Origin of the sequence: Brevibacillus sp. SYP-B805 (assembly GCF_011059135.1) — a bacterium.
Taxonomy (GTDB): domain Bacteria; phylum Bacillota; class Bacilli; order Brevibacillales; family Brevibacillaceae; genus Brevibacillus_F.
In genome coordinates, this window is the sequence record NZ_JAALGD010000001.1 from 143,874 (window position 1) to 166,627 (window position 22,754).

Here is a 22,754-nt window from a genome sequence, read left to right on the forward strand (position 1 = left end):
TTTTCACAGTTGTCGGCAAGATTTGCTACAAGATTCCTCCCTCATTATAAAGGACAGGAAGTGGAGTGTAAACACAGAAGGTATGACGGTTTTATGACGCTGTCAGACGGTCTGCTTCTGCAGTCTCACCAGCGTATAGCTGCACGCTTTGCAGCCCGTCAGCATCGAATTCTCTTCCTTCAACTCAATCTCTCCAAAGTATGCTTCAAATATTCCCGTCAGCATGGAGTTGTGGAGCTTGCAGACGCTGTTGGCAAAACGGCGCGCCGTTTCGGAAAAGGTGCAGTTGTACACACGGAAGCGGATGGTGCCCGCATCGACGCATTCGATATCCGGCTTCAGACCCTGCGCGATAACGAGGCGGTTGATGTGTGCAAGGGTTTCTTCCAGCGGAGCCGCTGCCGGATCGATCGGGTGCTGTTCCATGGCGCGCTTGGCCATCTCTCTGCCGATCCGGTAGCCCATCTTGATCAATGCCTGTTCCCCCACTTCTCCCAGGGAAAGAAGGCTTTCAATGGCGATTTCGGCAAGCAGTTGGTAATCCCGCGGGGGGAATTGCAAGCTGACGACTTGATCGGACAGCGCGTACAAACGGCAGGGACGGCCGCCTTTGCCGCTCTTGTCGGGAAACGATTTGATCAGATCGACGTCTTCCAGTTTGCCGAGATGCAGGCGCGCGACGTTGGGATGGATGGCAAAATGGTCGGCAATCTCCTGCACCGTCAGCGCATCCTTGCTGGCAGCCACGAACTGGTAAATCGAAAAGCGCGTCGGATCAGCCAAAGCGCTCGTCAATTTTTGGGCATCGCTACCCATGCTTGGTTCCCCCTTTCATGCAGTATTTTGTTTTAGTTTAGCCGATTTTGCCGTCGTTGTTAAGATGAATGGACGGATGGATTGCAGTTGCAGCCTGCATGCGTCACTCTAGTTATTATACTTAACACTATTGACATAGTGTAAATATGAAAATTATAATGAAGCCATCCAACATGTTGCTTAGAAAAAAAGTGGATCTGGAGGGATTACCATGGCTGCAGCACAACCCGCACGCAAAATCACATTCTATACATATCCGAGCTGTACCTCCTGTCGCAAGGCGAAGCAGTGGCTGCAGGAGCATGGCGTCTCGTATGTGGAGCGCCATCTTTTCCGCAACCCGCCGACTGCGGAGGAACTGCTGGAGATCATGAAAAAGACGAACAGCGGTACGGATGAGCTCCTGTCGCGGCGGAGCCAGACATTCAAGAATCTGGATGTGGACATCAACGAGATGACCGTCAGCGAATTGCTGGAAATGCTGAGCGACGATCCGCGCCTGCTGAAACGGCCGATCCTCACAGACGGGGAACATGTGATCATCGGCTACAATTCGTCCGCCATGAAAAATTTGTTGTCATCATAAATCTAGCAGCAGCTGCATATAGCATACCGGAGGGAAAGTTTAAAATCTTTAAAGCGCTAAAGCGAAGTGGGAAAGGTTGGGGGCCCCCGTCGACATCAGCAAGGGCCCCACTCGGCACAGCGATAGCTATCGCCGAGTGGGTAGAGCGTCAGCTTAAGTCGGCGGGGTTTTCTCATGGGGACGGGTCCGCTACAATGAGGAAAAAGACGGAACGATTCCCTCATGGAAAGGATGCTCCCATGTGAACACACTCAGGTTTGAGATTACCAATGGCATCGCGCTCATCACCCTATCACGCCCCCATGTCCATAATGCCATCAACCTGGAGATGGCGGATGAACTGATGACCGTGCTTGACCGGTGCCGGACGGATGAGCACGTGAAAGTCGTCATCTTCACCGGTGCCGGCTCCTCCTTTATTTCCGGCGGGGACCTGGAGCAGTTCGGTCGAGCGAGAGGCCGGGATCAGGCACATCCCCTGCTGGAAAAGGTGGGCCGCCTGCTGACGGCCATTGCGGACTTCCCGAAGCCGACCATTGCCATGATCAATGGGACGGCTGTCGGAGGCGGCTGCGAATTTGCCGCTTCCTGCCATTTTCGTTTCGCCGCCGAACGGGCTGTGCTTGGCTTCGTCCAGATCGGGATGCACATCACCACCGGATGGGGCGGAGGGAGCCGCCTTTTCCAGCTTCTGCCGGAGTCGAAAGCCCTGACCCTCCTGCTGACGGGCGAAAGGGTTTCGGCAGCACAGGCGCTGGAACTGGGCTTTCTCGACCGGCTCTGCAAGGACGAAGCCCTCAGGGAGGAGACGTTGGCGTTCGCCGCCAAAATCGCGCGTCAGCCGCTTGACAGCATCATGGCCTATATGCGCCTGCTCGCCTGGAAACGATCCGGCATCAGCCTGGAAGAGCGGGTTCGCCGGGAGATCGAACAGTGCGCCGGAATGTGGGGGAGCCCGGCGCATGCTGCCGCCATCGAGCGTTTCCTGCGCAAGGAATAGATTGTAGAATGAGACGACCCTGCCGTTTAAAGAAAACCTTGCTTGGACATACTTTTTCTAGTAGAAAGCGATTCTATGAGAGTAGGGAAAAGCATAGGATGAAACTACATCATCCTTTTTAAGGTTACGGGAGGGACGTACAGTATGGTAGCTTCCAGACAAGATGCATGGACCGAAGACGACGATTTGGTACTGGCCGAGGTTACGCTGCGGCATATCCGGGAAGGCGGCACGCAGCTGGCTGCCTTTGAGGAAGTGGGACAACGGCTGGGTCGTACAGCCGCTGCCTGCGGCTTTCGGTGGAACAGCACCGTTCGCAAACGATATGATGCCGCCATCGCCATTGCCAAAGGTCAGCGGCAGCAGTTGAAAAAAATGGGACGTCTCCATCATGTGAATACGGAGCTTGCCACGGAAACGTCCGCCGTGAAGCTGCCGGTGAAGACAGCCGCTGCTTCCGCCCAGGAAGAGGAGGCGCAGGTTGCAGGCGCCATCCGGCTCCTGACCAATGTGAAGGAGACCCTCCGGCGCGTGCAGCAGCTGGAGCAGGAGCTGGCGGAGAAGGAGAACGAAATAAAAGAATTGAGAGAAGAAAACGCGCGGATGAAACAAGAGTTGGAGGCTGTCCAGGGGGTCAACGAGGATTACAAGGCGCTGATCCAGATCATGGAAAGGGCGCGCAAGCTGGCGTTCCTGCAGGAAGAGGAGTCCAACGCGAAAGCCGTTTTTAAAATGGATGAAAACGGAAACCTGGAACGGGTGGAAAAATAACGGCGAAAACGAAAAAGAAGCGGGGAGACCGCTTCTTTTTCGTTCCTACTCCTGCATGCCCACGCCTTCGGGCAGCCATACATAGGGATTTTCCCCGCGGTCGCGCACGGGATTGTACTTGACCGGGGTGAAGCCCATTTTCAGCCAGAATTCATCCGCGCGGCAGCGGGAGTTCGTCTTGATCGGCAGGCCGAAGCTTTTGGCATAGTTGACCAGCGCGGTGCCGTAATCTTTGCCGCGATAGTCGGGAAGCACTTCCAGCTTCCACAGCTCATAGTAATCCTGGGCCGGCTTGAAGTAACGATCGTACTTCGCATCGATCTTGTACAGGCTCATCCGGGCGATCAGACGATCATGATGGTAGATGCCGTAAAACGGGGATTCCGAATCGTTCTCCACGATATTGGCCTCCAGATCTTCCTTCATCGAAAGCTCTTCGAGACCGAATTCCCGGAATTTTTGAAACTCCTCAAGCGTCTTATAGTTGATGCATAAACGTTTCACTTCATACATAAGGCCATGCACTCCTCCCAAGCCTTTTCCTAAACCATCATCGTTTTTATTATACACAAACGCCGTGACAAATTCTCTAGTGTCATGAAAATACCATCGGGGAGATAATATTTTTTCCTAGAACTATTGGAATAAACATGGCAAAATAGTAAGTGTGGACAAAGGCGACAGCACAGGAAGGTTTGTAAGCGTTTTCTTTCCGTGCGGCAGGCCATGCGCCTGTGCCGGACGGGGATTGATCCTTAGGAAGGGAGAGTATGCATGCGCAAAGTATTGATTGCAAACCGGGGTGAAATCGCCCGCCGCATCATCCGCACCTGCCGGGCAGAAGGGATTGTCACGGTGGCTGTGCATTCGGAAGCGGACAGGGCCATGCCGTTTGTGCGGGAAGCCGACGAGGCCGTATGTATCGGGCCGCCTCCTGTTCCGCAAAGCTATCTGAACATCGACGCCATCATCGGGGCAGCCGTCTCGACGGGGGCCGATGCCATCCATCCGGGATACGGGCTTTTGTCGGAAAATGCCGACTTCGCCCGACGCTGCCGGGAAGCGGGCCTGCTGTTCATCGGTCCGGCACCCGAGGTGATCGCCAGGATGGGAGACAAGGTGACCGCCCGGCAGATCATGCGGGAAGCGGGAGTTCCGGTTGTACCGGGCTTTGAGGGACGGATGGAGACCCCGGAAGAAGCGGTGCAGCAGGCTTCCGAGATGGGCTATCCGGTCATGCTGAAAGCAAGCGCCGGGGGCGGCGGGATCGGCATGCAAGTGGTGCAAAACGACGATGAGCTGCGCCAGGCGTTTCTATCGGCAAAAGGCAGAGCAAAAGCATACTTTGGCAATGATACGATGTTTCTGGAAAAGTATGTCCAGAACCCGCACCATATCGAAGTGCAGATCGTGGGGGACGAACACGGCCGCATCCTGCATCTGCTGGAGCGCGAGTGTTCCATCCAGCGCCGCCATCAGAAGGTGCTGGAAGAAAGCCCGTCTCCCTTCCTGGACGAGGCGACACGGGAAAAAATATGCGCGGCTGCCGTTGCCTGCGCCCGTGCCGTCGGCTATACCGGCGTGGGAACCGTCGAATTCATCATGGATGAACAGAAGAATTTCTACTTCCTGGAGATGAATACGCGGCTGCAGGTGGAGCATCCGGTGACGGAGGAGATGACGGGGCTTGATCTGGTGGCCCTGCAGCTGGCGGTCGCACGCGGGGAGGCGCTGCGGATGCAGCAGTCCGATGTGAAGGCGCTGCGCCACGCGCTGGAGCTGCGGGTGTATGCGGAAGATCCGGTCACGTTCCTGCCATCCCCGGGCACGATTGCCGAGTATCAGCCGCCGCGCATGGAGCATGTGCGCATCGATGACGCGGTCGAGGCGGGAACGCAGGTGACGCCGTTTTACGATCCGATGATCGCCAAGGTGATCGTCTCCGGGGCGACGCGGGAAGAAACCGTGCAGCGGGCGATCGCCGCAATGGAACAGTTCCGTCTCACCGGCATCAAGACCAACATCCCGTTCCTGTTGGAAGTGCTGCGCGACGATAATTTTCAGCAGGGCATCTACACCACCCAATTCGTACAGAATAGAAGAAAGTAAGATTCTACAATAGAGGAGTGTTGCGGAATGAAACATGTGACAGCCACGATGGCAGGCACCGTGATCAATGTGCTGGTGAACATCGGAGACAGCGTAAACGCCGGTCAGGACGTCATCGTGATGGAATCGATGAAGATGGAAGTGCCGATTGCGGCGGAAACAGGCGGCAAAGTGGCCGAAGTGAAAGTGAATGTGGGCGATTTCGTCAACGAAGGGGACACCGTTCTCGTGCTGGAATAATCGCATGTTTGCCAACTGAGCGCTCGCTAGGTTTGGAGGGAGGAGAAGGCGGATGCAGGTACGCATTGTGGAAGTGGGTCCGCGCGACGGCTTGCAGAATGAGCGGGAGATCGTGGAGACGCAGGCGAAAATCGGCTTGATCAACCGGCTTTCTGCGGCCGGGCTGCGCTATATCGAAGCGACTTCCTTCGTCAACCCGAAATGGATTCCGCAGCTGGCTGACGCGGTGGAGGTGCTGAACGGCATCGAACAGCATCCGGACGTCACCTACAGCGCGCTGGTGCCCAACCTGCGCGGGCTGGAGCGGGTGAAAGAGACGCGGCTGCAGGAGATCGCGGTTTTCATGTCGGCAAGCGAGTCGCACAATCAAAAAAACATCAACAAATCGATCGCGGAGACCTTCCCCGTCCTGGCGGAAGTGGTGAAAGAGGCGCACGGCATGGGGCTGCGCGTACGCGGCTATGTTTCCACGGTTTTTGGCTGCCCCTATGAAGGGGACGTCCCGATCGCCAACAGTCTGCGGGTAACCGAAGCGCTGCTCGCCATGGGGGTCTATGAAGTCTCCATCGGGGATACGATCGGGGTGGCGACGCCTAGACAGGTGCATGAGAAATTCGGGGCGCTTGTGAAAGCATTTGGATCGGAGCGCTTGGCCGCCCACTTCCACGATACGCGGGGAACCGGACTGGCCAACGTGGTGGCGGCTCTAGACGAGGGAATCCGCACCTTCGACAGCTCGATCGGCGGGCTGGGCGGCTGCCCGTATGCCCCGGGAGCGGCCGGCAACATCTCCACCGAAGACCTGGTCTACATGCTGGAAGGCATGGGATACCGGACGGGTGTCGATCTGCCGAAGCTGCTGGAGGCAGGTGCCTTTATCCAACAGGAGCTCGGACGGGATCTGCCCTCCAAGATGTTAAAAGCGCACTGCGCCGCCAAAGAAGCCTGATGTAGGAGGGGAATGGATGTGACTGTCAGCTTTCGGAAGGAAGGGCTGGTCGGTGTTCTTACGATCGAACGGCCGGAGGTCTATAACTGCTTGAATCTGGAGACGCTTTTCGCCATGCGGCAGCTGATTGCCGACATCGCCCTCGACAAGGAGGTGCGTGTCTTGATCGTCACCGGAGCGGGAGACAAAGCGTTTTGTTCCGGGGCCGATCTGAAGGAAAGGCGGACCATGACCGAGCAGCAGGTGCAGCGCTACATCCGAACCATCCGGGACACGTTTACCGAGCTGGAGCGGCTGCCCAAGCCGGTTATCGCCGCCATCAACGGCCTTGCTCTGGGCGGCGGAACGGAGCTGGCGCTTGCCTGCGACCTGCGGGTGATGAGCGACACGGCGGAAATGGGGCTGACGGAGACCGCCCTCGGGATTATTCCCGGAGCGGGCGGAACCCAGCGCCTGCCCCGTCTTGTGGGCAAAGGCGTGGCCAAGGAACTGATCTTTACGGCACGCCGCGTGCCGGCGGCCGAAGCGCTGCGCATCGGCCTGGTGAACCGGGTGGTGCCGGACGATCAGGTGATGGCGGCCGCATTTGAACTGGCCAACCGCATGGCGGAAAATGCTCCCATCGCGCTGGCGCAGGCCAAGTATGCCATCGATTTCGGCCTCGAAGCCGATCTGGCTACCGGCCTCGCCATCGAAAGCAATGCCTACCAGGTGTTGATTCCCACGAAAGACCGTCTGGAAGGACTGGAAGCGTTCAAGGAAAAGCGCAAGCCCGTCTATCGCGGAGAGTAGAACAGGAGGGAACCGTGTTGAGCAATCATATGGAAGAAACGCTGCGCCAACGGATCGCCCAGGTGGAAAAAGGGGGCGACGCGAAATACCACGCCAAGCTGAAGGAACAGAACAAGCTTTTTGTCCGCGACCGGCTGAAGCTGTTGTTTGACGACGACTTTATGGTGGAGGACGGCCTGTTCGCCAATTTCCTGGCAGGCGATCTGCCGGCGGACGGCGTCGTCACCGCCATCGGCAGGGTGAACGGCCAGACCGTCTGCGTCATGGCCAACGATTCCACGGTAAAAGCCGGCTCCTGGGGCTCCCGGACGGTGGAAAAAATCATCCGCATCCAGGAGACGGCGGAGAAAATGCGCGTGCCGCTCATCTACCTGGTTGACTCGGCGGGCGCCCGCATTACCGATCAGCTGGAGATGTTCCCGGGACGGCGCGGAGCGGGCCGCATTTTCTACAATCAGGTCAAGCTGTCCGGCAAGATCCCGCAGATCTGCATCCTGTTCGGGCCGTCGGCGGCGGGCGGCGCGTATATTCCGGCGTTTTGCGACATCGTGATCATGGTGGATCAGAACGCCAGCATGTACCTGGGCTCCCCCCGCATGGCCGAGATGGTGATCGGGGAAAAAGTGACGCTGGAAGAGTTGGGCGGCGCGCGCATGCACTGCTCGGTAAGCGGCTGCGGCGACGTGCTGGCAGCCAATGAGGAAGAGGCGATCCTTGCTGCGCGCCGGTATCTCACCTTCTTCCCGTCCAACTATACGGAAAGGCCGCCGGTTGCCGAGCCCAAGGCGCCCAATCCCAACGCCAGGGATATCGCGACGATCGTGCCGGAAAACCAGAACGCCCCGTTTAACATGCATGATTTTATCGACGCGCTGGTGGATGAAGGCTCCTTCTTTGAGATCAAGAAGCTGTTCGCCCAGGAGTTGATCACGGGCCTCGCCCGTCTGGACGGCAAGCCGGTCGGCATCATCGCCAACCAACCGCGTGTCAAGGGCGGCGTGCTGTTCGTCGATTCCGCAGACAAGGCGGCCCGCTTTATCAACCTGTGCGACGCGTTTCATATTCCGCTGCTGTTCCTGGCTGACGTACCCGGTTTCATGATCGGGACGGCGGTGGAGCGGGCCGGCATCATCCGCCACGGCGCGAAAATGATTTCGGCCATGGCGGAGGCGACCGTGCCGAAGATTTCCGTGGTTGTGCGCAAGGCTTACGGGGCCGGCCTGTACGCGATGGCGGGACCGGCGTTCGAACCCGATGCGTGCCTCGCGCTCCCCGGCGCGCAGATCGCCGTGATGGGGCCGGAAGCGGCGGTGAATGCCGTCTACAGCAACAAGATCCAGGCGATCGAAGACCCGCAGGAGCGCCAGGCGTTCATTATGGAGAAGCGGCGTGAATATCAGCAGGACATCGACCTGTATCTGCTGGCGTCCGATCTGATTGTCGACGCCATCGTGGCCCCGTCCGGGCTGCGGCAGGAGCTGATCAACCGCTTCGCCGTCTACGCAAGCAAGCGGCAGATCTTTACCGACCGCAAGCACCCCGTTTACCCTGTTTAACGAAAAGAAGCCGAACTGTCGTCCAACGCCAGGGGGACGGCAGTTTTTTCGTTTTGGTAGATAGCGGGGTTATGGTTGGGGGCCCTTGTTGGCGTCGGCGGGGTTCAAAACTTTTCCAATGAATTGATGCCTTTAGTAAACTTTGGTATGCTTGAAATTAGTATTCATCAGCAAAAGATTTGATGCAGTGGAGGCATACGGATGCGAATCGTGATCATCGGCGGGGGATCGGTCGGGCTTCTGCTGGCGGCGCGGCTCAAGCTGGGAGGAGCATGGGTGCACGTGGTGACGCGCAGCGCGGAGCAGGCGGATCGGCTGCAGAAGGAAGGACTGCTGTTGCACAGGCTGGATGGGTCCAGCATGCCTGTCCCCATGGAGGCGTCGCCCGCATCGTCACCGCTGCCCGAAGCGGATCTGTACCTCCTGGCGGTCAAGCAGACCGATCTTGCCGACCTATTGCCTGCATTGTCGCGGATTGCCGGATCGGCCCGCGTGCTGGCGCTGCAGAACGGCATGGGACACGGCGAACGGCTGGCAGAGGTGATTGCCCCTGATCAGCTGTATCTGGGCGTCAACACGGAAGGCGCCCGCCGCTTGTCGCCTGTGGCCGTTGAACATACGGGGACGGGGGTGCTGCGGATCGGGCCGTGGCGCAGTCGGAAGGAGAAGGACGACCTGGTGGAGCGGTTCGTGGAGCTGCTGCGGCGCTCCGGTATCGCCGCCGAGTATTGGGAAGAAATCGGCGTCGTTCTCTGGAGGAAGCTGCTGATCAATGCGCTGATCAATCCGTTGACCGCCTTGTTCGAGGTTCCCAACGGCTTTCTGCTGCAGGTGCCCGACATCCTGCAGATGATGCGGCAGCTGTTCGACGAAGCGTCTGCCGTTGCCAACCGTGCCGGACAAAAAATTCCTGAAGAATCCTGGCAGGAAATTCTAACCATTTGCCGAAATACTTCCCGAAATACGTCATCCATGCTGCAGGATTTGCGCAGCGGCAAACAGACAGAAATCGAGGCGATCAACGGCTATATCGTCAACACAGGGAAAAAATACGGCATTTCGACACCCAAACATGAAACGTTGCGACAACTCATTCGTCTGAAGGAACAGATGCGACCAAAGGGCTAAACGCGTTTTTCGGATGCACACCGAGCGTGCGAATGAATGGTGGAGGGAGTGGCGAAGCATGTCCATGTTGACAAATGTAGGCGCATACATGTGGGGAGTTGGCGCCACCTTCCCTTTCATCGGCTTCGCGGTTGTCTATTTCGCTGTGTTCCGGTGGAAGAAGGACAAGCGCTATGCCGTTCGGTGGGCGGTGAATATTACGAATCTTTTGCTGATTCATGCGGTGGTAACGGCGTATTCGCTGCTTTGGCCGGATGCCTGGTCCGCATGGTGGTGGATCGCCCTGCTGTTCCTCGGCCTCTTCCTGTTGATCGCGTGGCTGCAAATCCGGTTCCGCGGCAGGATCTCGCTGCGCAAAATCAGCTTTTCCATCTGGCGAATCAGCTTTTTTCTGTTCTGTCTCGCGTACCTGTTCCTGTTTACCACAGGCGTCTGGAAAACGATTCAGCTTGGATAGCACCGGTTACATGTACATAACGCTTCCTGCGGTTCGAAAACGGGGACACCGCCCTTTTCGGGCATATAAAAGTTTCGTGGTGAAAGAGGTTGATTGGCATGCGTCTTCCGATAGAAATGATCGGAAACAAGATTCGGATGATCCGAAAAGAAAGAGGCTTTACCCTGGAGACGATGGCGAACAAAACCGGTTTGAGCAAGGGTCTGCTCAGTCAGGTGGAACGGGGGATCTCCCAGCCTTCCCTCGATTCCCTGTGGCGGATTACCCGGGCGCTGGACTCGTCCATCATCCACTTCTTTGAAGACGTCAACCAGAAGCATGTCCACCTGACACGCAAGGAAAAGCGCAAACAGGTGATCTTCCCTGAATCGTCCGGAACCTATTCGCTGCTGTCGGCCGGCTCCGGCGGCAAGCTGGGGCTGATGGAGGTGCGGCTGCAGCCGGGGGATACGGTATGCGATCAGTTTATCCAGCAGGACGGCGAGGAATGCCTGGTCATCATCAGGGGCAGCGTCATCGTCCGCGTGGGGGAGGAAGTGCATCAGCTGCAAGCCGGCGACAGCCTGTATTTTGCCAGCTCGCAAAACCGTACGGTGGAGAATGCCGGGGATGAAGAAGCCGTTTTGGTCTGGGCGTTGACCCCCCCGCAATTCTGAAAAACGGCACGTTGAACGTCCGGGACAACCCATTTCGAAGGGTTGTCTTATTTTTTGGGGCGCGCAAATCTGCTATAATTTGCAGAGAATGCGACAAAGGAAGGACCATCCGATGAAAATAGAGAACGTGCCACTGCTGCCGGCCAATTCATTGGTCGGCGATTATGTGCGGGGAAGAAAAGAAGCCATGTTGTTCTTCCCGTATGCGCCCTTTGAGGAGAGCTCCTACGGCAAGCGCCTGGAATGGTTGTACAGCCGTTCCTATCCGCACCGCGATCGGTTGGCTGACGGTCTGTACGCCTACAACCAGAGCATCGGCAATCATCCGTTCGCCTTGTCCCAGATCGCCAAGCTTCGCGAGCGTGGGCTGGTCGTGATCGCCGGCCAACAGGCGGGCGTGCTGACCGGCCCCTTGTACACGATCTACAAGGCGCTCCATGTGATCCTGGCGGCGCGGCGGCTGGAGGAAAGATACAAGGTTCCGGTTGTGCCGGTCTTCTGGATTGCCGGGGAAGATCACGACTTGGACGAGATCAACCACCTGTATCTTCCGGGGGATGAGGGCATCCGCAAGATCAGGATGGAGCTGCCAAAGGCAGGGAAAATTTCGGCCAGCATGCTGCCGCTTGACCAGGAAGCCTGTGAGCGCTTGGTCTCCGCATTTTTCGGAGAAGTCGCCGAGACGGAGCATACCGCTTCCTTGCGGCGGCTTGTTCGGGAGGCGGCGCGGGACGCCAGGACGCCTGCCGACTGGTTCGCCCGCATCATGGCACAGCTGTTCGGCAAGCACGGGCTTGTCTTCGTGGAATCTTCCTGTCCTTTCATACGGGAGCTGGAACAGCCCGTCTTTCAGGAGATCATCAGGCAGAACGAACGGATCGCCGCCATCATCGGGGAGGCGGATGCGCGCATCAGGCGGGCGGGCTATCCGCCGCAGCTGCAGATCGATCCCCGGCAGGCCAACCTGTTTCTTTATGTGGACGGGCAGCGGCTGCTTCTGGAGCGGGAGGGGGATCGTTTCCAGACCAAAGATGGCCGTTTTGCCTGTAGCCGGGAAGAGCTGCTGCGGCTGTTGGCCGACGATCCCCGGCGTTTCAGCGCCAATGTGGTATCCCGGCCGCTGATGCAGGAGTTCCTGTTTCCCACGCTTGCGTTTGTCGGCGGGCCCGGTGAAATCGCCTATTGGGCCTATTTTCGGGAGCTGTTTGCCCACTTTGGTTTCGAGATGCCGATTGTGCTGCCGCGCATGTCGGTTACCTTGGTGGAGGGCGCCATTGCGCGCCACCTGGAGCAGCTCTCCCTGGATCTTCCGACCGTCCTGCAGCGTTTTGACGCGTGGAAGCAGGAATGGCTGGCCCGGATGGATGCGGATGCTGCGGCCGAAGATTTGTTGACACAATTCTCCGCTGTCAGACAGGAGTTTCAATCCCGTTACCAGCCGCTAGTGGAACAGGTGATCCAGTTTGACAGGGGGCTCGCGGAGCTTGCCCGGAAGAACGCGGATCGCCTGTTGGCGCAGGTGGATTTCCTCCAGCAGCGGGTAGAGCGGTCTTTATTCGAGCGGCATGCGGTCACTCTCTCCCGGATCGGCCGGATTGAAACGGCGCTTCTGCCCGGGGGGAAGTGGCAGGAGCGGGTCTATACATATTTTTACTTCGCCAACAAACATGGGGCCGATTTGGTGGATCGGCTCGTGGAGCTGCCGTTCTCCGCGGATCCGGATCACAAGATCGTCTGGTTGTAACGCCATCCTCCAGCCGGGATCGGGCTGGAGGATTTTTTCATATTTGGAGTCAGTCGGGTTGACGTGATTTGCATGGAAGGGTATAGTTTACTGCGAGTATTTCATGCGGAAAGGATGCGCTGGCGACATTGCTGTTTAATTCATACGAATTTATTTTTCTCTACCTGCCGATCACGTTTACGGTCTATTTTCTGCTGAACCGCTGCCGCCTGACGAAGCTGGCGATCGCCTGGCTGGCGCTGGCCTCCCTCTTTTTTTACAGCTGGTGGAATGTGAACAACCTGCCGCTGATGCTGGGCAGCATCCTGTTCAACTATACGGTGGGCACCCTCCTGTCCAGGGACGCGCTCGGCCAGGGGGGCAAGAAGGCGCTGTTGATCTTCGGCGTCACGATGAATCTGGCGTTTTTGGGCTATTACAAATATGCGGACTTTTTTCTGGCGAATATCAATTTTCTGTTTTCCGCCCATTTTCCGTTCCTGCACCTGGTGCTGCCGCTGGGGATCAGTTTCTTCACCTTTACGCAGATCGCCTATCTGGTGGATACCTACAAAGGGACGTCGAAAGAGTACAATTTTGTCAACTATGTCCTGTTCGTGACGTTTTTCCCGCATCTGATCGCCGGACCGATCCTGCATCACAAGGAAATGATGCCGCAGTTTGAAAACATGCGGGCCAAAGTGATCAACTGGCGCAACATTTCCCATGGCCTGCTGCTGTTCGGCATCGGTCTCTTCAAGAAAGTGGTCATTGCCGACACGTTTGCCACCTGGGCCAATCCCGGATTCTCGGCGGCCAGCCTCACGATGACGGAAGCTTGGGCAACGGCCTTGAGCTATACGTTCCAGCTGTACTTCGACTTCTCCGGATATACCGACATGGCGCTGGGGATCGCGCTGTTGTTTAACATCAAGCTGCCGCAAAACTTCCAATCGCCATACAAGGCAGACTCCATTATCGATTTCTGGCGGCGCTGGCACATGACGCTCTCCCGTTTCCTGCGGGATTACCTGTATATCGCGCTGGGCGGCAACCGGAGGGGAGCATTCCGGCGCTACCTGAACCTGATGATCACGATGGTGCTGGGCGGTCTGTGGCATGGGGCCGCCTGGACGTTCGTCGTCTGGGGATTCATGCACGGCGCGGCGCTGGTCGTCAACCATCTGTGGCGGAGCCTTGGCTTTCGGATGCACTGGCTGTTGGGGCGTCTCTGCACGTTCCTGTTTGTCGTCGTGGCCTGGGTCTTTTTCCGGGCCGAGAGCTTTGCCCAGGCGATGGTGGTGCTGAAAGGGATGGTCAACTGGCGGCAGATCGGGCTGCTGCACCCGGGGGCGTCCGCCATGCTGCCGTGGGGGCGGAAGGAACTGGTCGTGCTGGCGATCGCGTTTCTCTTTGTCTCCACATGGAAGAACAGCGCCGAATGGGACAAGTCCTTTACGCCCGGCCTGAAATGGGCGGTTGCCGTCTCCGTCTTGATCGTTGCGGGGCTCATTGGATTGAACCGCGTCTCCGAATTTCTCTATTTTCAGTTCTAGCAGGGAGGACGTATGAAGCGCTATAAAATTTGGTCACTCACGGTTCTCGCAATGACGCTGGCGGGCATGGCTGCCTTGATGGCGCTCAACTTCACGGTCGACCCGCTGCAGTTTTACCGGAAAGCGGACTACCCGCCCCATTTTTCCACCCAGCAGCGCTATCAGAATCCGGGTTTGGCGAAAAATTACGAGTACGATACGATCATTATCGGCACCTCAATGACGGAAAATTTCCTGCCGTCCTACGTCAACAGGCAGCTGGGCGTCAAGGCGCTGAAGCTGTCGATGTCGGGCGCGACCGCGAAGGAGCAGTACATGATCGCCAAGCTGGCCATTGAGACCGGCAAGGTGAAAAACGTGATCTGGGGGGTCGACTACTTCGCGCTCAGGGGGGCTCCGGACCGTGTCCGGGACGAATTTGGGCCGTTTCCCTTCTATTTCTATGACAGCAACCCGCTGAACGATTGGCGGTATCTCGTCAACATGGACACGACCCTGGACTCCCTGCGCATCATCGCGGAACAGCTCGGGCTACGCGAGCATCAGCCGGTCAGCCTGGACCGCTTGAATACCTGGACCGGTTACGCCTTTGGCAAACAGGTGGTCCTGGCGGAATGGAACAAAGTGATGAACAGCCAGCCGTTCACGCCCAGTGAGTACGAGTTTGCCAACATCAAAACGAATCTGGATGACAATCTGATCGCGCTGATCCGGCAGCATCCGGAGATCAATTTCTATCTTTATTATCCGCCGTATTCGATCCTGCAGCATCGTTTCTTCTATGAGAAGAGCAAGGCGCTGTTTGACAACGAGCTGGACACGAAGCAATACCTGTTCGAGCAGGTCGGCTCCCTTGCCAACGTCAAGATCTTTGATTTCCAGCAGGAAGCAGGCATTACCTTTAATCTGGACAATTACAAGGATCTGGCGCATCATTCCCGGGCGATCAACGAGTATATCATCGACGCGATCAAAGCCGGCCGCAACCAGGTTACCCGGGAGAATCTGCCTGCGATGCTGGAGCAGCTGCGCCAACAGGTGGAATCCGTTCAGGTTGGAACGCTGTAGCAAAAATCGAACCACTCAGACAGATGGGCTGTCCCCAAAGCCGCTATGGCCCAAGGACAGCCCCTTCCGCTTTTTGAACATGCTGCTCTTCCCTAGACGTTCTCACTCTTTCTGTGTTTTCTCATCTCCACGCCGTAGAGGACGAGCACGATGGCGAGCGGATAAAGGGCCGCCCACCCCACCGATGGGTACAGGCTGCCTGTCACGACGAGCGAAATCCAGGCCGAGACGCGTCCCAATCGGCTATCTGTCAGCAAACGAACGCCGGCCAGGCATCCGCCGATGTAAGAGGCAAAGCATGTGGCATTGGGCAGACTGATCAGCGCGGTGACGGCGACGATCCAGCCGCCAACGGGGCCAAGCGACCGCTGAAGCATGACGGACAAGGAGGCCTCCGACATGCCATTTCCGTAGCTGTGGGTGGCTACTGTCATGAATGGCAGGCAGCAAGCCCATCGTAAGGGCCATGGGAATCACCAGGATGGACATCGTCAGCCAGGCGATGATGGAAGCGGGGCCCGCTATCTCCGCCGCCAGTCCGGGAATGAGCAGGATGCCGGAACCGATCACGGCACCGACATATAGGGCGACAATCTGCGGCAGTGCCAGCGTTTTGTGCAGACCTGCCGATTGTGTGGACGATGCGCGTGTCACGAACGAATCTCACCTCGTTCTTTGTCATTTTTGTTTTCCTGGTGCGCATCCAGTTTACCATACCCTTTTTCATCAGAATTATCTATAATATTTGATAAAAAGGATCGGTACTGCCGATTCGAAGGAGAGAGAAACATGGATACCCGCTATTTGCAAACCTTTCGTGAGGTGGCGAAGTGCCAAAGCTTCACCCGTGCCGCCGAAGCGCTGGGCTATGCCCAATCCAGCGTGACGACCCAAATTCAGAATATTGAGTCCGAGTTTGGGGTGATGCTGTTTGAACGGTGGGGGAGAAAAATTCGCCTGACGCCGGCGGGGGAAACGCTGCTTGGCTACGCGGAGCAGGTGCTGGCCCTCCTGGATGACGCCAGGGTGAACCTGTCGGAGGAGGCGCAGTCGGGAGGCACGCTGACCATCGGGACGGTCGAATCGCTGGCAGCCTTTTATCTGCCGCCGTACCTGCAGATTTTTCGCCAGGAACACCCGCGCATGAAGCTGATGCTCCAACCGGGCATTTGCCCGGAACTGCTGCAAGGCATCCGGGAAGGGGTTTACGATCTGGCATTCCTGTTGGACAGGGTGCAGGATCATCCGGATTTGGTCAGCATCAATCTGGGGGAAGAGGAGCTGGTGGTCATCGCTTCGCCCGAGCATCGGCTGGCATCCCGAAAAACGATTGAGGTAGCCGATTTTGCCGGAGAAGACTGGATCTTTACGGAGACCGGCTGCAGCTACCGCATGCAGATGGAGAAGGTCTTGCTTGATTCCGGAGAACCGATCGGCAGTTCCCTCGAGTTCGGCAGCCTGGAAGCGATCAAGCAGTGTGTGTCGTACGGATTGGGCCTGGCCCTGCTGCCCAAGCTGGCCGTACTGGAAGACGTGCGCCAGGGGAGACTGGCCATCCTGCCCTTCCGCCACCCGGAGATCCGTGTCTACCGCCAGCTCGTCTACCACAAGAAAAAGCGCGTGACGCAGACGCAGCAGCGGCTGATCGATCTCTTGCAGACCGGCGGGAAACATGCGGTGGGACAATAAAAGGGATGTTCCGCTTTTTGGTGTATGATAAGATAGAGACTGAATGCGTTACATAAAGGAGGCTCCATGTATGAACATGGTTTCAGAAAGTATTGTCAAAGACATGTCCCTCGCTCCGAACGGTCACCTGAAGATCGATTGGGTAAAAGAACATATGCCCGTGCTGAACCGGATCCGGGAGCGGTTTGAAAAAGAAAAGCCGTTTGCCGGTCTGAAAGTGGCGATCTCGCTTCACCTGGAAGCCAAAACCGCTTATCTGGCCAAGGTGGTGCAGGCCGGCGGTGCGGAAGTGACCATCACCGGTTCCAACCCGCTCTCCACCCAGGACGACGTTTGCGCGGCGCTCGTGGAAGACGGCATTCGCGTTTTTGCCAGGTACAATCCGTCGCCGGAAGAATACAAGAGCCATCTGATCAAGACGCTGGAAACCCGTCCGGATCTCATTATCGATGACGGCGGCGATCTGGTGAGCATTCTGCACAGCGAACGGCGTGACCTTTTGTCCCAGGTGCGCGGCGGCGCAGAGGAGACGACCACCGGCATTCTGCGCCTGAAAGCGTTGGCGAAGGAAGGCAAGCTGGAGTTCCCGATGGTGGCGGTCAACGACGCCTTCTGCAAATATCTGTTTGACAACCGTTACGGCACCGGCCAATCCGTGTGGGACGGCATCAACCGCACCACCAACCTGGTGGTGGCCGGCAAAACGGTTGTGGTGGTCGGCTACGGCTGGTGCGGCAAAGGGGTGGCGATGCGCGCCAAAGGGTTGGGCGCCAAGGTGATCGTGACCGAGATCGACGCCATCAAGGCGATCGAAGCGTATATGGACGGCTTCGAAGTGATGCCGATGAGCGAAGCGGCGAAGCACGGAGACTATTTTGTCACCGTAACGGGCAACCGCGACGTGATCCGCAAAGAGCACTTCGAAGTGATGAAAGACGGCGCGATCCTGTCTAATGCGGGCCATTTCGATGTGGAAGTGAACAAGGTGGAGCTGGAGGCCCTGGCCAAGTCCAAGCGCGTCGTACGCAAAGACATCGAGGAATTTGTGCTGGCGGACGGCCGCAAGCTCTATCTCCTGGCGGAAGGGCGTCTCGTCAACCTGGCGGCGGGGGACGGCCATCCTGCCGAAATCATGGATATGACCTTCGCCCTGCAGGCGGTAAGCCTGGAGTATGTCAGCAAGAACTACCAGACGATCGGCAAGAAGGTGATCAACGTCCCGTACGAACTGGACGAGGCGGTTGCCCGGTACAAGCTGGAGGCGCTCGGCATCGGGATCGACAAGCTGACGCCGGAACAGAAAGCATATCTGGAAAGCTGGGCGGAGTGATGCCGTCCAGGCCTCAGCAAAAACATAAAAACCGAATGGAAAAATCCTGCTCACAAAGGCAGGATTTTTTTTTATCATGGCGAATAGGTAGCCAAGTGGGGAATTGTGGGGAAAAGTGGAGGAAAGCGGATGGAAAGTGGGGGAAGCGGGCATGTTTATGGGCGAGTTTCAGCACAGCATCGACGAAAAAGGCCGCTTGACCATTCCCGCCAAATTCCGCGAAGGCCTCGGCGCCTCCTTCGTCATCACCCGCGGCCTCGACCAGTGTTTGTTCGCCTACCCGATGGAAGAGTGGAAAGCGCTGGAGGAACGCTTGAAGTCCCTGCCGTTTACCAAAGCGGATGCACGCGCCTTCACCCGCTTCTTCTTCTCCGGAGCCACCGAATGCGAGTGGGACAAGCAGGGAAGGGTAAATATACCCCCCAACCTGCGGGAACACGCCGGTTTGCAAAAGGAGTGCGTGGTGATCGGCGTCTCCAACCGCGTGGAAATCTGGAGCAAGGAGCGCTGGGAGGATTACTTCCGTCAATCCGAAGGTTCCTTCAGCGAGATCGCCGAAAAGCTCGTCGATTTTAATCTGTAGCATCGGGAGTGACTATTTTGTCGTTTCATCACATCACGGTTTTGAAAGAAGAAGCAGTGGACGGGCTCAACATCCGGCCGGATGGCATCTATGTGGACTGCACGTTGGGCGGAGCCGGCCACAGCCGCCTGATCGCCTCCCGGTTGGGGGAAGGCGGCAGGCTGATCGCCATCGACCAGGACGATGCCGCGCTTGCCCATGCGCAGGAGAGGCTCGCCCCCTACACAGAGAAGGTGACATTGGTCAAAAGCAATTTCCGCCACCTCAAGCAGGTGGTGACAAACCTTGGCTTGACCGGCGTGGACGGCGTGCTCTTCGACCTCGGGGTTTCTTCCCCGCAGCTGGATGAAGGAGAGCGCGGCTTCAGCTATAACGCCGACGCCCCGCTCGACATGCGGATGGATCAGGACGCCCCCCTCTCCGCCTACGAGGTGGTGAACGAGTGGGAAGAGGAAACACTGGCCAGCGTGATCTGGGAATACGGGGAGGAGAAGTTTTCCCGCCGGATTGCCCGGCTGATCGTGCAGAAGCGTCAGAAGGAACCGATTCAAACCACCGGACAGCTGGTGGACATCATAAAAGAAGCCATCCCCGCAGCGGCCCGCCGAACAGGCCCGCATCCGGCGAAGCGGACGTTTCAAGCGATCCGCATCGCGGTGAACGATGAGCTGAACGCGTTTCAGGACGCGGTAACGGACGCGATCCGCCTGCTGCGCCCCGGCGGCCGCATCAGCGTGATCACCTTCCACTCGCTGGAGGACAGGATCTGCAAGCAAACCTTCGCGGAGTTTGCGAAAGGCTGCATCTGTCCGCCGGGCTTTCCGGTCTGCACCTGCGGTCGGCAGCCGGTGATCCGCCTCGTCACCAGGAAGCCGATCGTTCCGACGGAAGAGGAGCTGACGCACAATCCAAGGGCGCGGTCGGCTAAGTTGAGAATCGGTGAAAAAGTATAGTAATATCAAACGGTAAAAAATGGTGAAAGAAGGAGGGAGCCTCTTGAACTACTACTATCGGGGAAACCTTGCCGTGGACATGGAACCCGCGCGTTCTTCATCCCGGTCAAAGCGCACCGTGAAGATCAAACCGACCCTGCCGGCGGGGGAAAAGCTCCTGTACCTGTTTTTCATCCTGCTGGTGGTGGCGGGCGTCGGTTTTGTCGGAACGCGCTATGCCCAAATCTCGGAGTACAACCACGAGATTCAAAACCTGAAGCAGGAAATCAAGGAGCAGCAGGAAACGAACGCGTCCCTGCAGCAGAAGATTGAGGAGATGAGCAGCCGGGAACGCATCGAGGCCGTAGCCAGGGAACTAGGCATGGTGCCGGCTTCGGGAGCCGTTGAGGTGATCGGCGGCCAGCCAAAGAAAACAGAAGCAGCGAAAGGGAATCACTAGACATGTTACCGCACCTGCAGGGGGTAACATTTTTCTTTTTGCATGCAGACATCTGGGAAAGTCCGGGAAACATTTGGGGTGAAAAGCCGTGGATATGAGGAAACGCGTGAATTGGCGGGTGTTTTTGCTTGGGCTGGTGTTTGTGCTGCTGTTCACTTCCATGGGGGTGCGGCTGTGGTGGATACAAACGGTGGAAGCCTCCTGGATCATGGAGCAGGCGAAGGCCCAATGGGAACGCGACAAGGATATCAAACCGAAGCGCGGCGCGATCCTGGATCGCAACCTCGAAACATTGGCTTACGAAGGGAAGGCGTATATCGTCCGCGCTGCGCTGCGGCCGCGCAACGAGAAGGAAGCCGCCCAGGTAGAGGATAACTATGTGAAAGATCCGGTCTACACCGCCACCAAACTGGCGCCGATTCTGAAAATGCCGGCGGAAGAACTGATCGCTGCCCTGAGCAGAACCGACGTGTTTTGGGTAGATCTGGGCAAGGTGGGGCGCAACAAGATTTCCGAAGAGCAGAAGGACGCGATCCTCGCCCTCCAGTATCCGAAAGATGCAAACGGCGAAACGACCAAGGTCAACCAGCTTCCGGGCATTTTTCTGGTGGATACGACCAAGCGGTATTACCCCAACAACAGCTTCGCCTCCCATGTGCTCGGGTATATGAGCTACAAGGACAACGACGAAAAGGCGGAAATGGGCATCGAACTGCAGTTTGACAAGGAACTGCGGGGGACGCCCGGTGAATTGGAGGTGATGCGCGACGGGGCAGGCTACCAGCTGCCGCAGGGAGAGAACAAGTACAAACCGGCCAAGGACGGCCTGAATGTGGTGCTGACCATCGACCGGCAGATCCAGGATTATGTGGAGCAGGCGCTGGACAACACGGAGAAGGAATACAAGCCGAGAAGGGTAACGGTGGTGGTCTCCGATCCGCATACCGGCGAGATCCTGGCGATGGCCAACCGGCCGCAGTTCAACCCGAACCAGTACTGGGAGATCCAGAATTATGAGAATGCGGCCATTAGCTACATGTTTGAGCCGGGATCTACCTTCAAGATCATTACGCTGGCAGCCGCGATTGAGCAGGGACTGTTCAACCCGAACGAAACGTACATGTCCGGCATGTACCGAAAGCTGCCGGGGCCGCCCATCAAGGACCACAACAACGGGCGCGGCTGGGGACGAATCACCTTCCTGCGGGGGGTGCAGGAATCCAGCAACGTGGCGTTTGTCATTCTGGGGTATGAGCGGTTGAAGCAGAAGCTGCTCGGCGAGTATTTCGACCGCTTCGGCATCGGGCAGAAGACGGGGATTGAGCTGCCGGGCGAACGCAAAGGCATCATGCGCGACTTGAACAATCCTCTTTCCCAGCGCGATGTGGCCGTGACCACGTTCGGCCAGGGCGTCGCCGTCACCGCCATTCAGCAGGTGGCGGCCGTCGGGGCGATCGCCAACGGCGGGGAGCTGCTGAAGCCGCGAATCGTGAAGGAACTGCGCGATCCCCACACCGGAGCGGTGGTGAAACGGTATGATCGCGAGGTGGTGCGCCGCGTTGTGTCGGAGAAAACGGCCAAGCAGGTGCGCGACATCCTGGAGACGGTCGTCACCGACGGGACCGGGCAGGCGTACAACCTGGAAGGGTATCACGTCGCGGGAAAAACGGGCACGGCACAAACCTACGACGAGAGCGGAAAGATCGCCGAAGACCGGTATGTTGTCTCGTTTATCGGGTTTGCCCCGAAGGACAATCCGCGCCTGCTTGTCTACGTCGTCGTGGACGATCCGCAGACGGACCAGCCCTCCACCGTGCTGGGGCGTCTGGTGGTGGCCCCCATTTTCAATTCGGTGATGGAAAAAAGCCTGCAGTATCTTCAGCAAAAACCGGATGTGAAGACGACGACCGCCGTCGCTACTCCGCTGGAGGAAAAAACGATGCCCAAGCTGGTGGGCATGGCAACCAGCATCGCCGAATCGCGGGCGAAGCAGGATGGATTCCGGGTGACGACGATCGGCACGGGAACGAAGATCGTGGAGCAGTACCCGTCGCCGTATGAGAAAGTGGGACGCGATACCCAGATCTTTCTGGTGACCGACCGCGTAAACGGGCTCAGAATGCCTGATTTTCGCGGCAAATCGCTGCGGGAAGTGATGGAGTTTGCCTCATTGGCCCATCTGGAAGTGATCCCAAGCGGTGTGGGATTTGTCCGGCAGCAAAGCATTGCCCCGGGGACGACGCTTACGGGGAAGGAGCGCCTGCAGGTGACGCTTGCGCCGGGCTCCGCGCCGTAACGGTTCTAACCAGCCCCCCGGACGAATAGGGTAGGAAAGAGACAAACCTATTCGCAA

23 protein-coding genes and 1 pseudogene are annotated in these 22,754 nt (G+C 57.6%); 20 read left to right on the forward strand and 4 right to left on the reverse strand.

The window, feature by feature from the left end; all coding sequences use genetic code 11:
- Positions 1–102 precede the first annotated feature (102 nt).
- The gene (locus tag G3578_RS00720) at positions 103–816 is read right to left on the reverse strand and encodes a helix-turn-helix transcriptional regulator (RefSeq protein WP_165207661.1); all 714 of its coding nucleotides are present in this window, start codon (positions 814–816) and stop codon (positions 103–105) included.
- 211 nt (positions 817–1,027) lie between these two features.
- Here G3578_RS00720 and G3578_RS00725 point away from each other — a divergent pair, with 211 nt between their 5' ends.
- From G3578_RS00725 to G3578_RS00735, 3 genes are all read left to right on the forward strand, one after another.
- Positions 1,028–1,402, forward strand: a complete 375-nt coding sequence (locus tag G3578_RS00725) for a Spx/MgsR family RNA polymerase-binding regulatory protein (RefSeq protein ID WP_165207663.1) — start codon at positions 1,028–1,030, stop codon at positions 1,400–1,402.
- 241 nt (positions 1,403–1,643) lie between these two features.
- The gene (locus G3578_RS00730; protein WP_165207665.1) at positions 1,644–2,402 is read left to right on the forward strand and encodes an enoyl-CoA hydratase-related protein; all 759 of its coding nucleotides are present in this window, start codon (positions 1,644–1,646) and stop codon (positions 2,400–2,402) included.
- A gap of 144 nt (positions 2,403–2,546) precedes the next feature.
- Positions 2,547–3,173: an RsfA family transcriptional regulator gene (locus G3578_RS00735; protein ID WP_165207667.1), complete on the forward strand. Its 627-nt coding sequence runs from the start codon at positions 2,547–2,549 to the stop codon at positions 3,171–3,173.
- A gap of 45 nt (positions 3,174–3,218) precedes the next feature.
- Here G3578_RS00735 and G3578_RS00740 read toward each other — a convergent pair whose 3' ends face one another.
- Positions 3,219–3,686 (reverse strand): N-acetyltransferase, encoded by a 468-nt coding sequence (locus G3578_RS00740; RefSeq protein WP_165207669.1) that lies wholly within the window; start codon positions 3,684–3,686, stop codon positions 3,219–3,221.
- A gap of 261 nt (positions 3,687–3,947) precedes the next feature.
- Between G3578_RS00740 and G3578_RS00745 the strand changes: the two genes are divergently transcribed.
- The 11 genes from G3578_RS00745 to G3578_RS00795 all read left to right on the forward strand — a co-directional run bounded on the left by G3578_RS00745 (position 3,948) and on the right by G3578_RS00795 (position 15,407).
- The gene (locus tag G3578_RS00745; protein WP_165207671.1) at positions 3,948–5,282 is read left to right on the forward strand and encodes an acetyl-CoA carboxylase biotin carboxylase subunit; all 1,335 of its coding nucleotides are present in this window, start codon (positions 3,948–3,950) and stop codon (positions 5,280–5,282) included.
- 27 nt (positions 5,283–5,309) lie between these two features.
- On the forward strand, positions 5,310–5,522 hold the full coding sequence (locus tag G3578_RS00750) for an acetyl-CoA carboxylase biotin carboxyl carrier protein subunit (protein ID WP_165207673.1): 213 nt from the start codon (positions 5,310–5,312) through the stop codon (positions 5,520–5,522).
- Positions 5,523–5,574: 52 nt separating this feature from the next.
- A complete protein-coding gene (locus tag G3578_RS00755) occupies positions 5,575–6,471 on the forward strand; it encodes a hydroxymethylglutaryl-CoA lyase (RefSeq protein ID WP_165207675.1) in 897 nt (298 codons plus the stop codon).
- An 18-nt stretch (positions 6,472–6,489) separates the two neighbouring features.
- Positions 6,490–7,263 carry an enoyl-CoA hydratase gene (locus G3578_RS00760; RefSeq protein ID WP_165207677.1) on the forward strand — a complete coding sequence of 258 codons (774 nt, stop codon included), beginning with the start codon at positions 6,490–6,492 and terminating at the stop codon, positions 7,261–7,263.
- 29 nt (positions 7,264–7,292) lie between these two features.
- Positions 7,293–8,819, forward strand: coding sequence for an acyl-CoA carboxylase subunit beta (locus tag G3578_RS00765; RefSeq protein WP_481752711.1), 1,527 nt, complete (start codon positions 7,293–7,295; stop codon positions 8,817–8,819).
- A 201-nt stretch (positions 8,820–9,020) separates the two neighbouring features.
- Positions 9,021–9,947: a ketopantoate reductase family protein gene (locus G3578_RS00770; protein WP_165207681.1), complete on the forward strand. Its 927-nt coding sequence runs from the start codon at positions 9,021–9,023 to the stop codon at positions 9,945–9,947.
- Between the two features lie 58 nt (positions 9,948–10,005).
- On the forward strand, positions 10,006–10,404 hold the full coding sequence (locus G3578_RS00775; protein WP_165207683.1) for a DUF3397 family protein: 399 nt from the start codon (positions 10,006–10,008) through the stop codon (positions 10,402–10,404).
- 98 nt (positions 10,405–10,502) lie between these two features.
- Positions 10,503–11,060, forward strand: coding sequence for a helix-turn-helix domain-containing protein (locus tag G3578_RS00780; RefSeq protein ID WP_165207685.1), 558 nt, complete (start codon positions 10,503–10,505; stop codon positions 11,058–11,060).
- A 112-nt stretch (positions 11,061–11,172) separates the two neighbouring features.
- Positions 11,173–12,804, forward strand: coding sequence for a bacillithiol biosynthesis cysteine-adding enzyme BshC (gene bshC / locus G3578_RS00785; protein WP_165207686.1), 1,632 nt, complete (start codon positions 11,173–11,175; stop codon positions 12,802–12,804).
- 128 nt (positions 12,805–12,932) lie between these two features.
- A complete protein-coding gene (locus G3578_RS00790; protein WP_165207688.1) occupies positions 12,933–14,339 on the forward strand; it encodes an MBOAT family O-acyltransferase in 1,407 nt (468 codons plus the stop codon).
- Positions 14,340–14,351: 12 nt separating this feature from the next.
- The gene (locus G3578_RS00795) at positions 14,352–15,407 is read left to right on the forward strand and encodes a hypothetical protein (RefSeq protein WP_165207689.1); all 1,056 of its coding nucleotides are present in this window, start codon (positions 14,352–14,354) and stop codon (positions 15,405–15,407) included.
- A gap of 92 nt (positions 15,408–15,499) precedes the next feature.
- On the opposite strand, the gene G3578_RS21330 is transcribed toward G3578_RS00795, so the two are convergent.
- Together G3578_RS21330 and G3578_RS21335 are read right to left on the reverse strand one after the other, a co-directional pair.
- The gene (locus G3578_RS21330) at positions 15,500–15,841 is read right to left on the reverse strand and encodes a hypothetical protein (protein ID WP_481752715.1); all 342 of its coding nucleotides are present in this window, start codon (positions 15,839–15,841) and stop codon (positions 15,500–15,502) included.
- Positions 15,840–16,061, reverse strand: a pseudogene (locus G3578_RS21335) (amino acid permease); the annotation flags it as partial. The pseudogene G3578_RS21335 and the gene G3578_RS21330, both read right to left, overlap by 2 nt.
- A 135-nt stretch (positions 16,062–16,196) precedes the next feature.
- On the opposite strand from G3578_RS21335, the gene G3578_RS00805 reads away from it, so the two are divergent.
- The 6 genes from G3578_RS00805 (at position 16,197) to G3578_RS00830 (ending at position 22,697) form a co-directional block, all read left to right on the forward strand.
- The gene (locus G3578_RS00805) at positions 16,197–17,096 is read left to right on the forward strand and encodes a LysR family transcriptional regulator (protein WP_165207690.1); all 900 of its coding nucleotides are present in this window, start codon (positions 16,197–16,199) and stop codon (positions 17,094–17,096) included.
- Positions 17,097–17,166: 70 nt separating this feature from the next.
- Entirely contained in the window at positions 17,167–18,426 is a 1,260-nt protein-coding gene (locus G3578_RS00810) for an adenosylhomocysteinase (RefSeq protein WP_165207691.1), read from the forward strand.
- Positions 18,427–18,577: 151 nt separating this feature from the next.
- Positions 18,578–19,009: a division/cell wall cluster transcriptional repressor MraZ gene (gene mraZ, locus G3578_RS00815; RefSeq protein WP_165207692.1), complete on the forward strand. Its 432-nt coding sequence runs from the start codon at positions 18,578–18,580 to the stop codon at positions 19,007–19,009.
- Between the two features lie 8 nt (positions 19,010–19,017).
- Positions 19,018–19,962, forward strand: coding sequence for a 16S rRNA (cytosine(1402)-N(4))-methyltransferase RsmH (gene rsmH / locus G3578_RS00820; protein ID WP_165207693.1), 945 nt, complete (start codon positions 19,018–19,020; stop codon positions 19,960–19,962).
- Positions 19,963–20,005: 43 nt separating this feature from the next.
- Entirely contained in the window at positions 20,006–20,401 is a 396-nt protein-coding gene (ftsL, locus tag G3578_RS00825) for a cell division protein FtsL (RefSeq protein WP_165207694.1), read from the forward strand.
- A gap of 106 nt (positions 20,402–20,507) precedes the next feature.
- A complete protein-coding gene (locus G3578_RS00830; RefSeq protein WP_481752709.1) occupies positions 20,508–22,697 on the forward strand; it encodes a penicillin-binding protein in 2,190 nt (729 codons plus the stop codon).
- The last annotated feature ends 57 nt before the right edge of the window (positions 22,698–22,754 follow it).

Bases quoted from the DNA above. Each gene is read 5' to 3' on its own strand.
- G3578_RS00720 (WP_165207661.1), bottom strand. From the start codon at position 816: ATGGGTAGCGATGCCCAAAAATTGACGAGCGCTTTGGCTGATCCGACG.
- G3578_RS00725 (WP_165207663.1), top strand. From the start codon at position 1,028: ATGGCTGCAGCACAACCCGCACGCAAAATCACATTCTATACATATCCG.
- G3578_RS00735 (WP_165207667.1), top strand. From the start codon at position 2,547: ATGGTAGCTTCCAGACAAGATGCATGGACCGAAGACGACGATTTGGTA.
- G3578_RS00740 (WP_165207669.1), bottom strand. From the start codon at position 3,686: ATGTATGAAGTGAAACGTTTATGCATCAACTATAAGACGCTTGAGGAG.
- G3578_RS00745 (WP_165207671.1), top strand. From the start codon at position 3,948: ATGCGCAAAGTATTGATTGCAAACCGGGGTGAAATCGCCCGCCGCATC.
- G3578_RS00750 (WP_165207673.1), top strand. From the start codon at position 5,310: ATGAAACATGTGACAGCCACGATGGCAGGCACCGTGATCAATGTGCTG.
- G3578_RS00755 (WP_165207675.1), top strand. From the start codon at position 5,575: ATGCAGGTACGCATTGTGGAAGTGGGTCCGCGCGACGGCTTGCAGAAT.
- G3578_RS00765 (WP_481752711.1), top strand. From the start codon at position 7,293: ATGGAAGAAACGCTGCGCCAACGGATCGCCCAGGTGGAAAAAGGGGGC.
- G3578_RS00770 (WP_165207681.1), top strand. From the start codon at position 9,021: ATGCGAATCGTGATCATCGGCGGGGGATCGGTCGGGCTTCTGCTGGCG.
- G3578_RS00775 (WP_165207683.1), top strand. From the start codon at position 10,006: ATGTCCATGTTGACAAATGTAGGCGCATACATGTGGGGAGTTGGCGCC.
- G3578_RS00780 (WP_165207685.1), top strand. From the start codon at position 10,503: ATGCGTCTTCCGATAGAAATGATCGGAAACAAGATTCGGATGATCCGA.
- bshC (WP_165207686.1), top strand. From the start codon at position 11,173: ATGAAAATAGAGAACGTGCCACTGCTGCCGGCCAATTCATTGGTCGGC.
- G3578_RS00795 (WP_165207689.1), top strand. From the start codon at position 14,352: ATGAAGCGCTATAAAATTTGGTCACTCACGGTTCTCGCAATGACGCTG.
- G3578_RS21330 (WP_481752715.1), bottom strand. From the start codon at position 15,841: ATGACAGTAGCCACCCACAGCTACGGAAATGGCATGTCGGAGGCCTCC.
- G3578_RS00805 (WP_165207690.1), top strand. From the start codon at position 16,197: ATGGATACCCGCTATTTGCAAACCTTTCGTGAGGTGGCGAAGTGCCAA.
- G3578_RS00810 (WP_165207691.1), top strand. From the start codon at position 17,167: ATGAACATGGTTTCAGAAAGTATTGTCAAAGACATGTCCCTCGCTCCG.
- mraZ (WP_165207692.1), top strand. From the start codon at position 18,578: ATGTTTATGGGCGAGTTTCAGCACAGCATCGACGAAAAAGGCCGCTTG.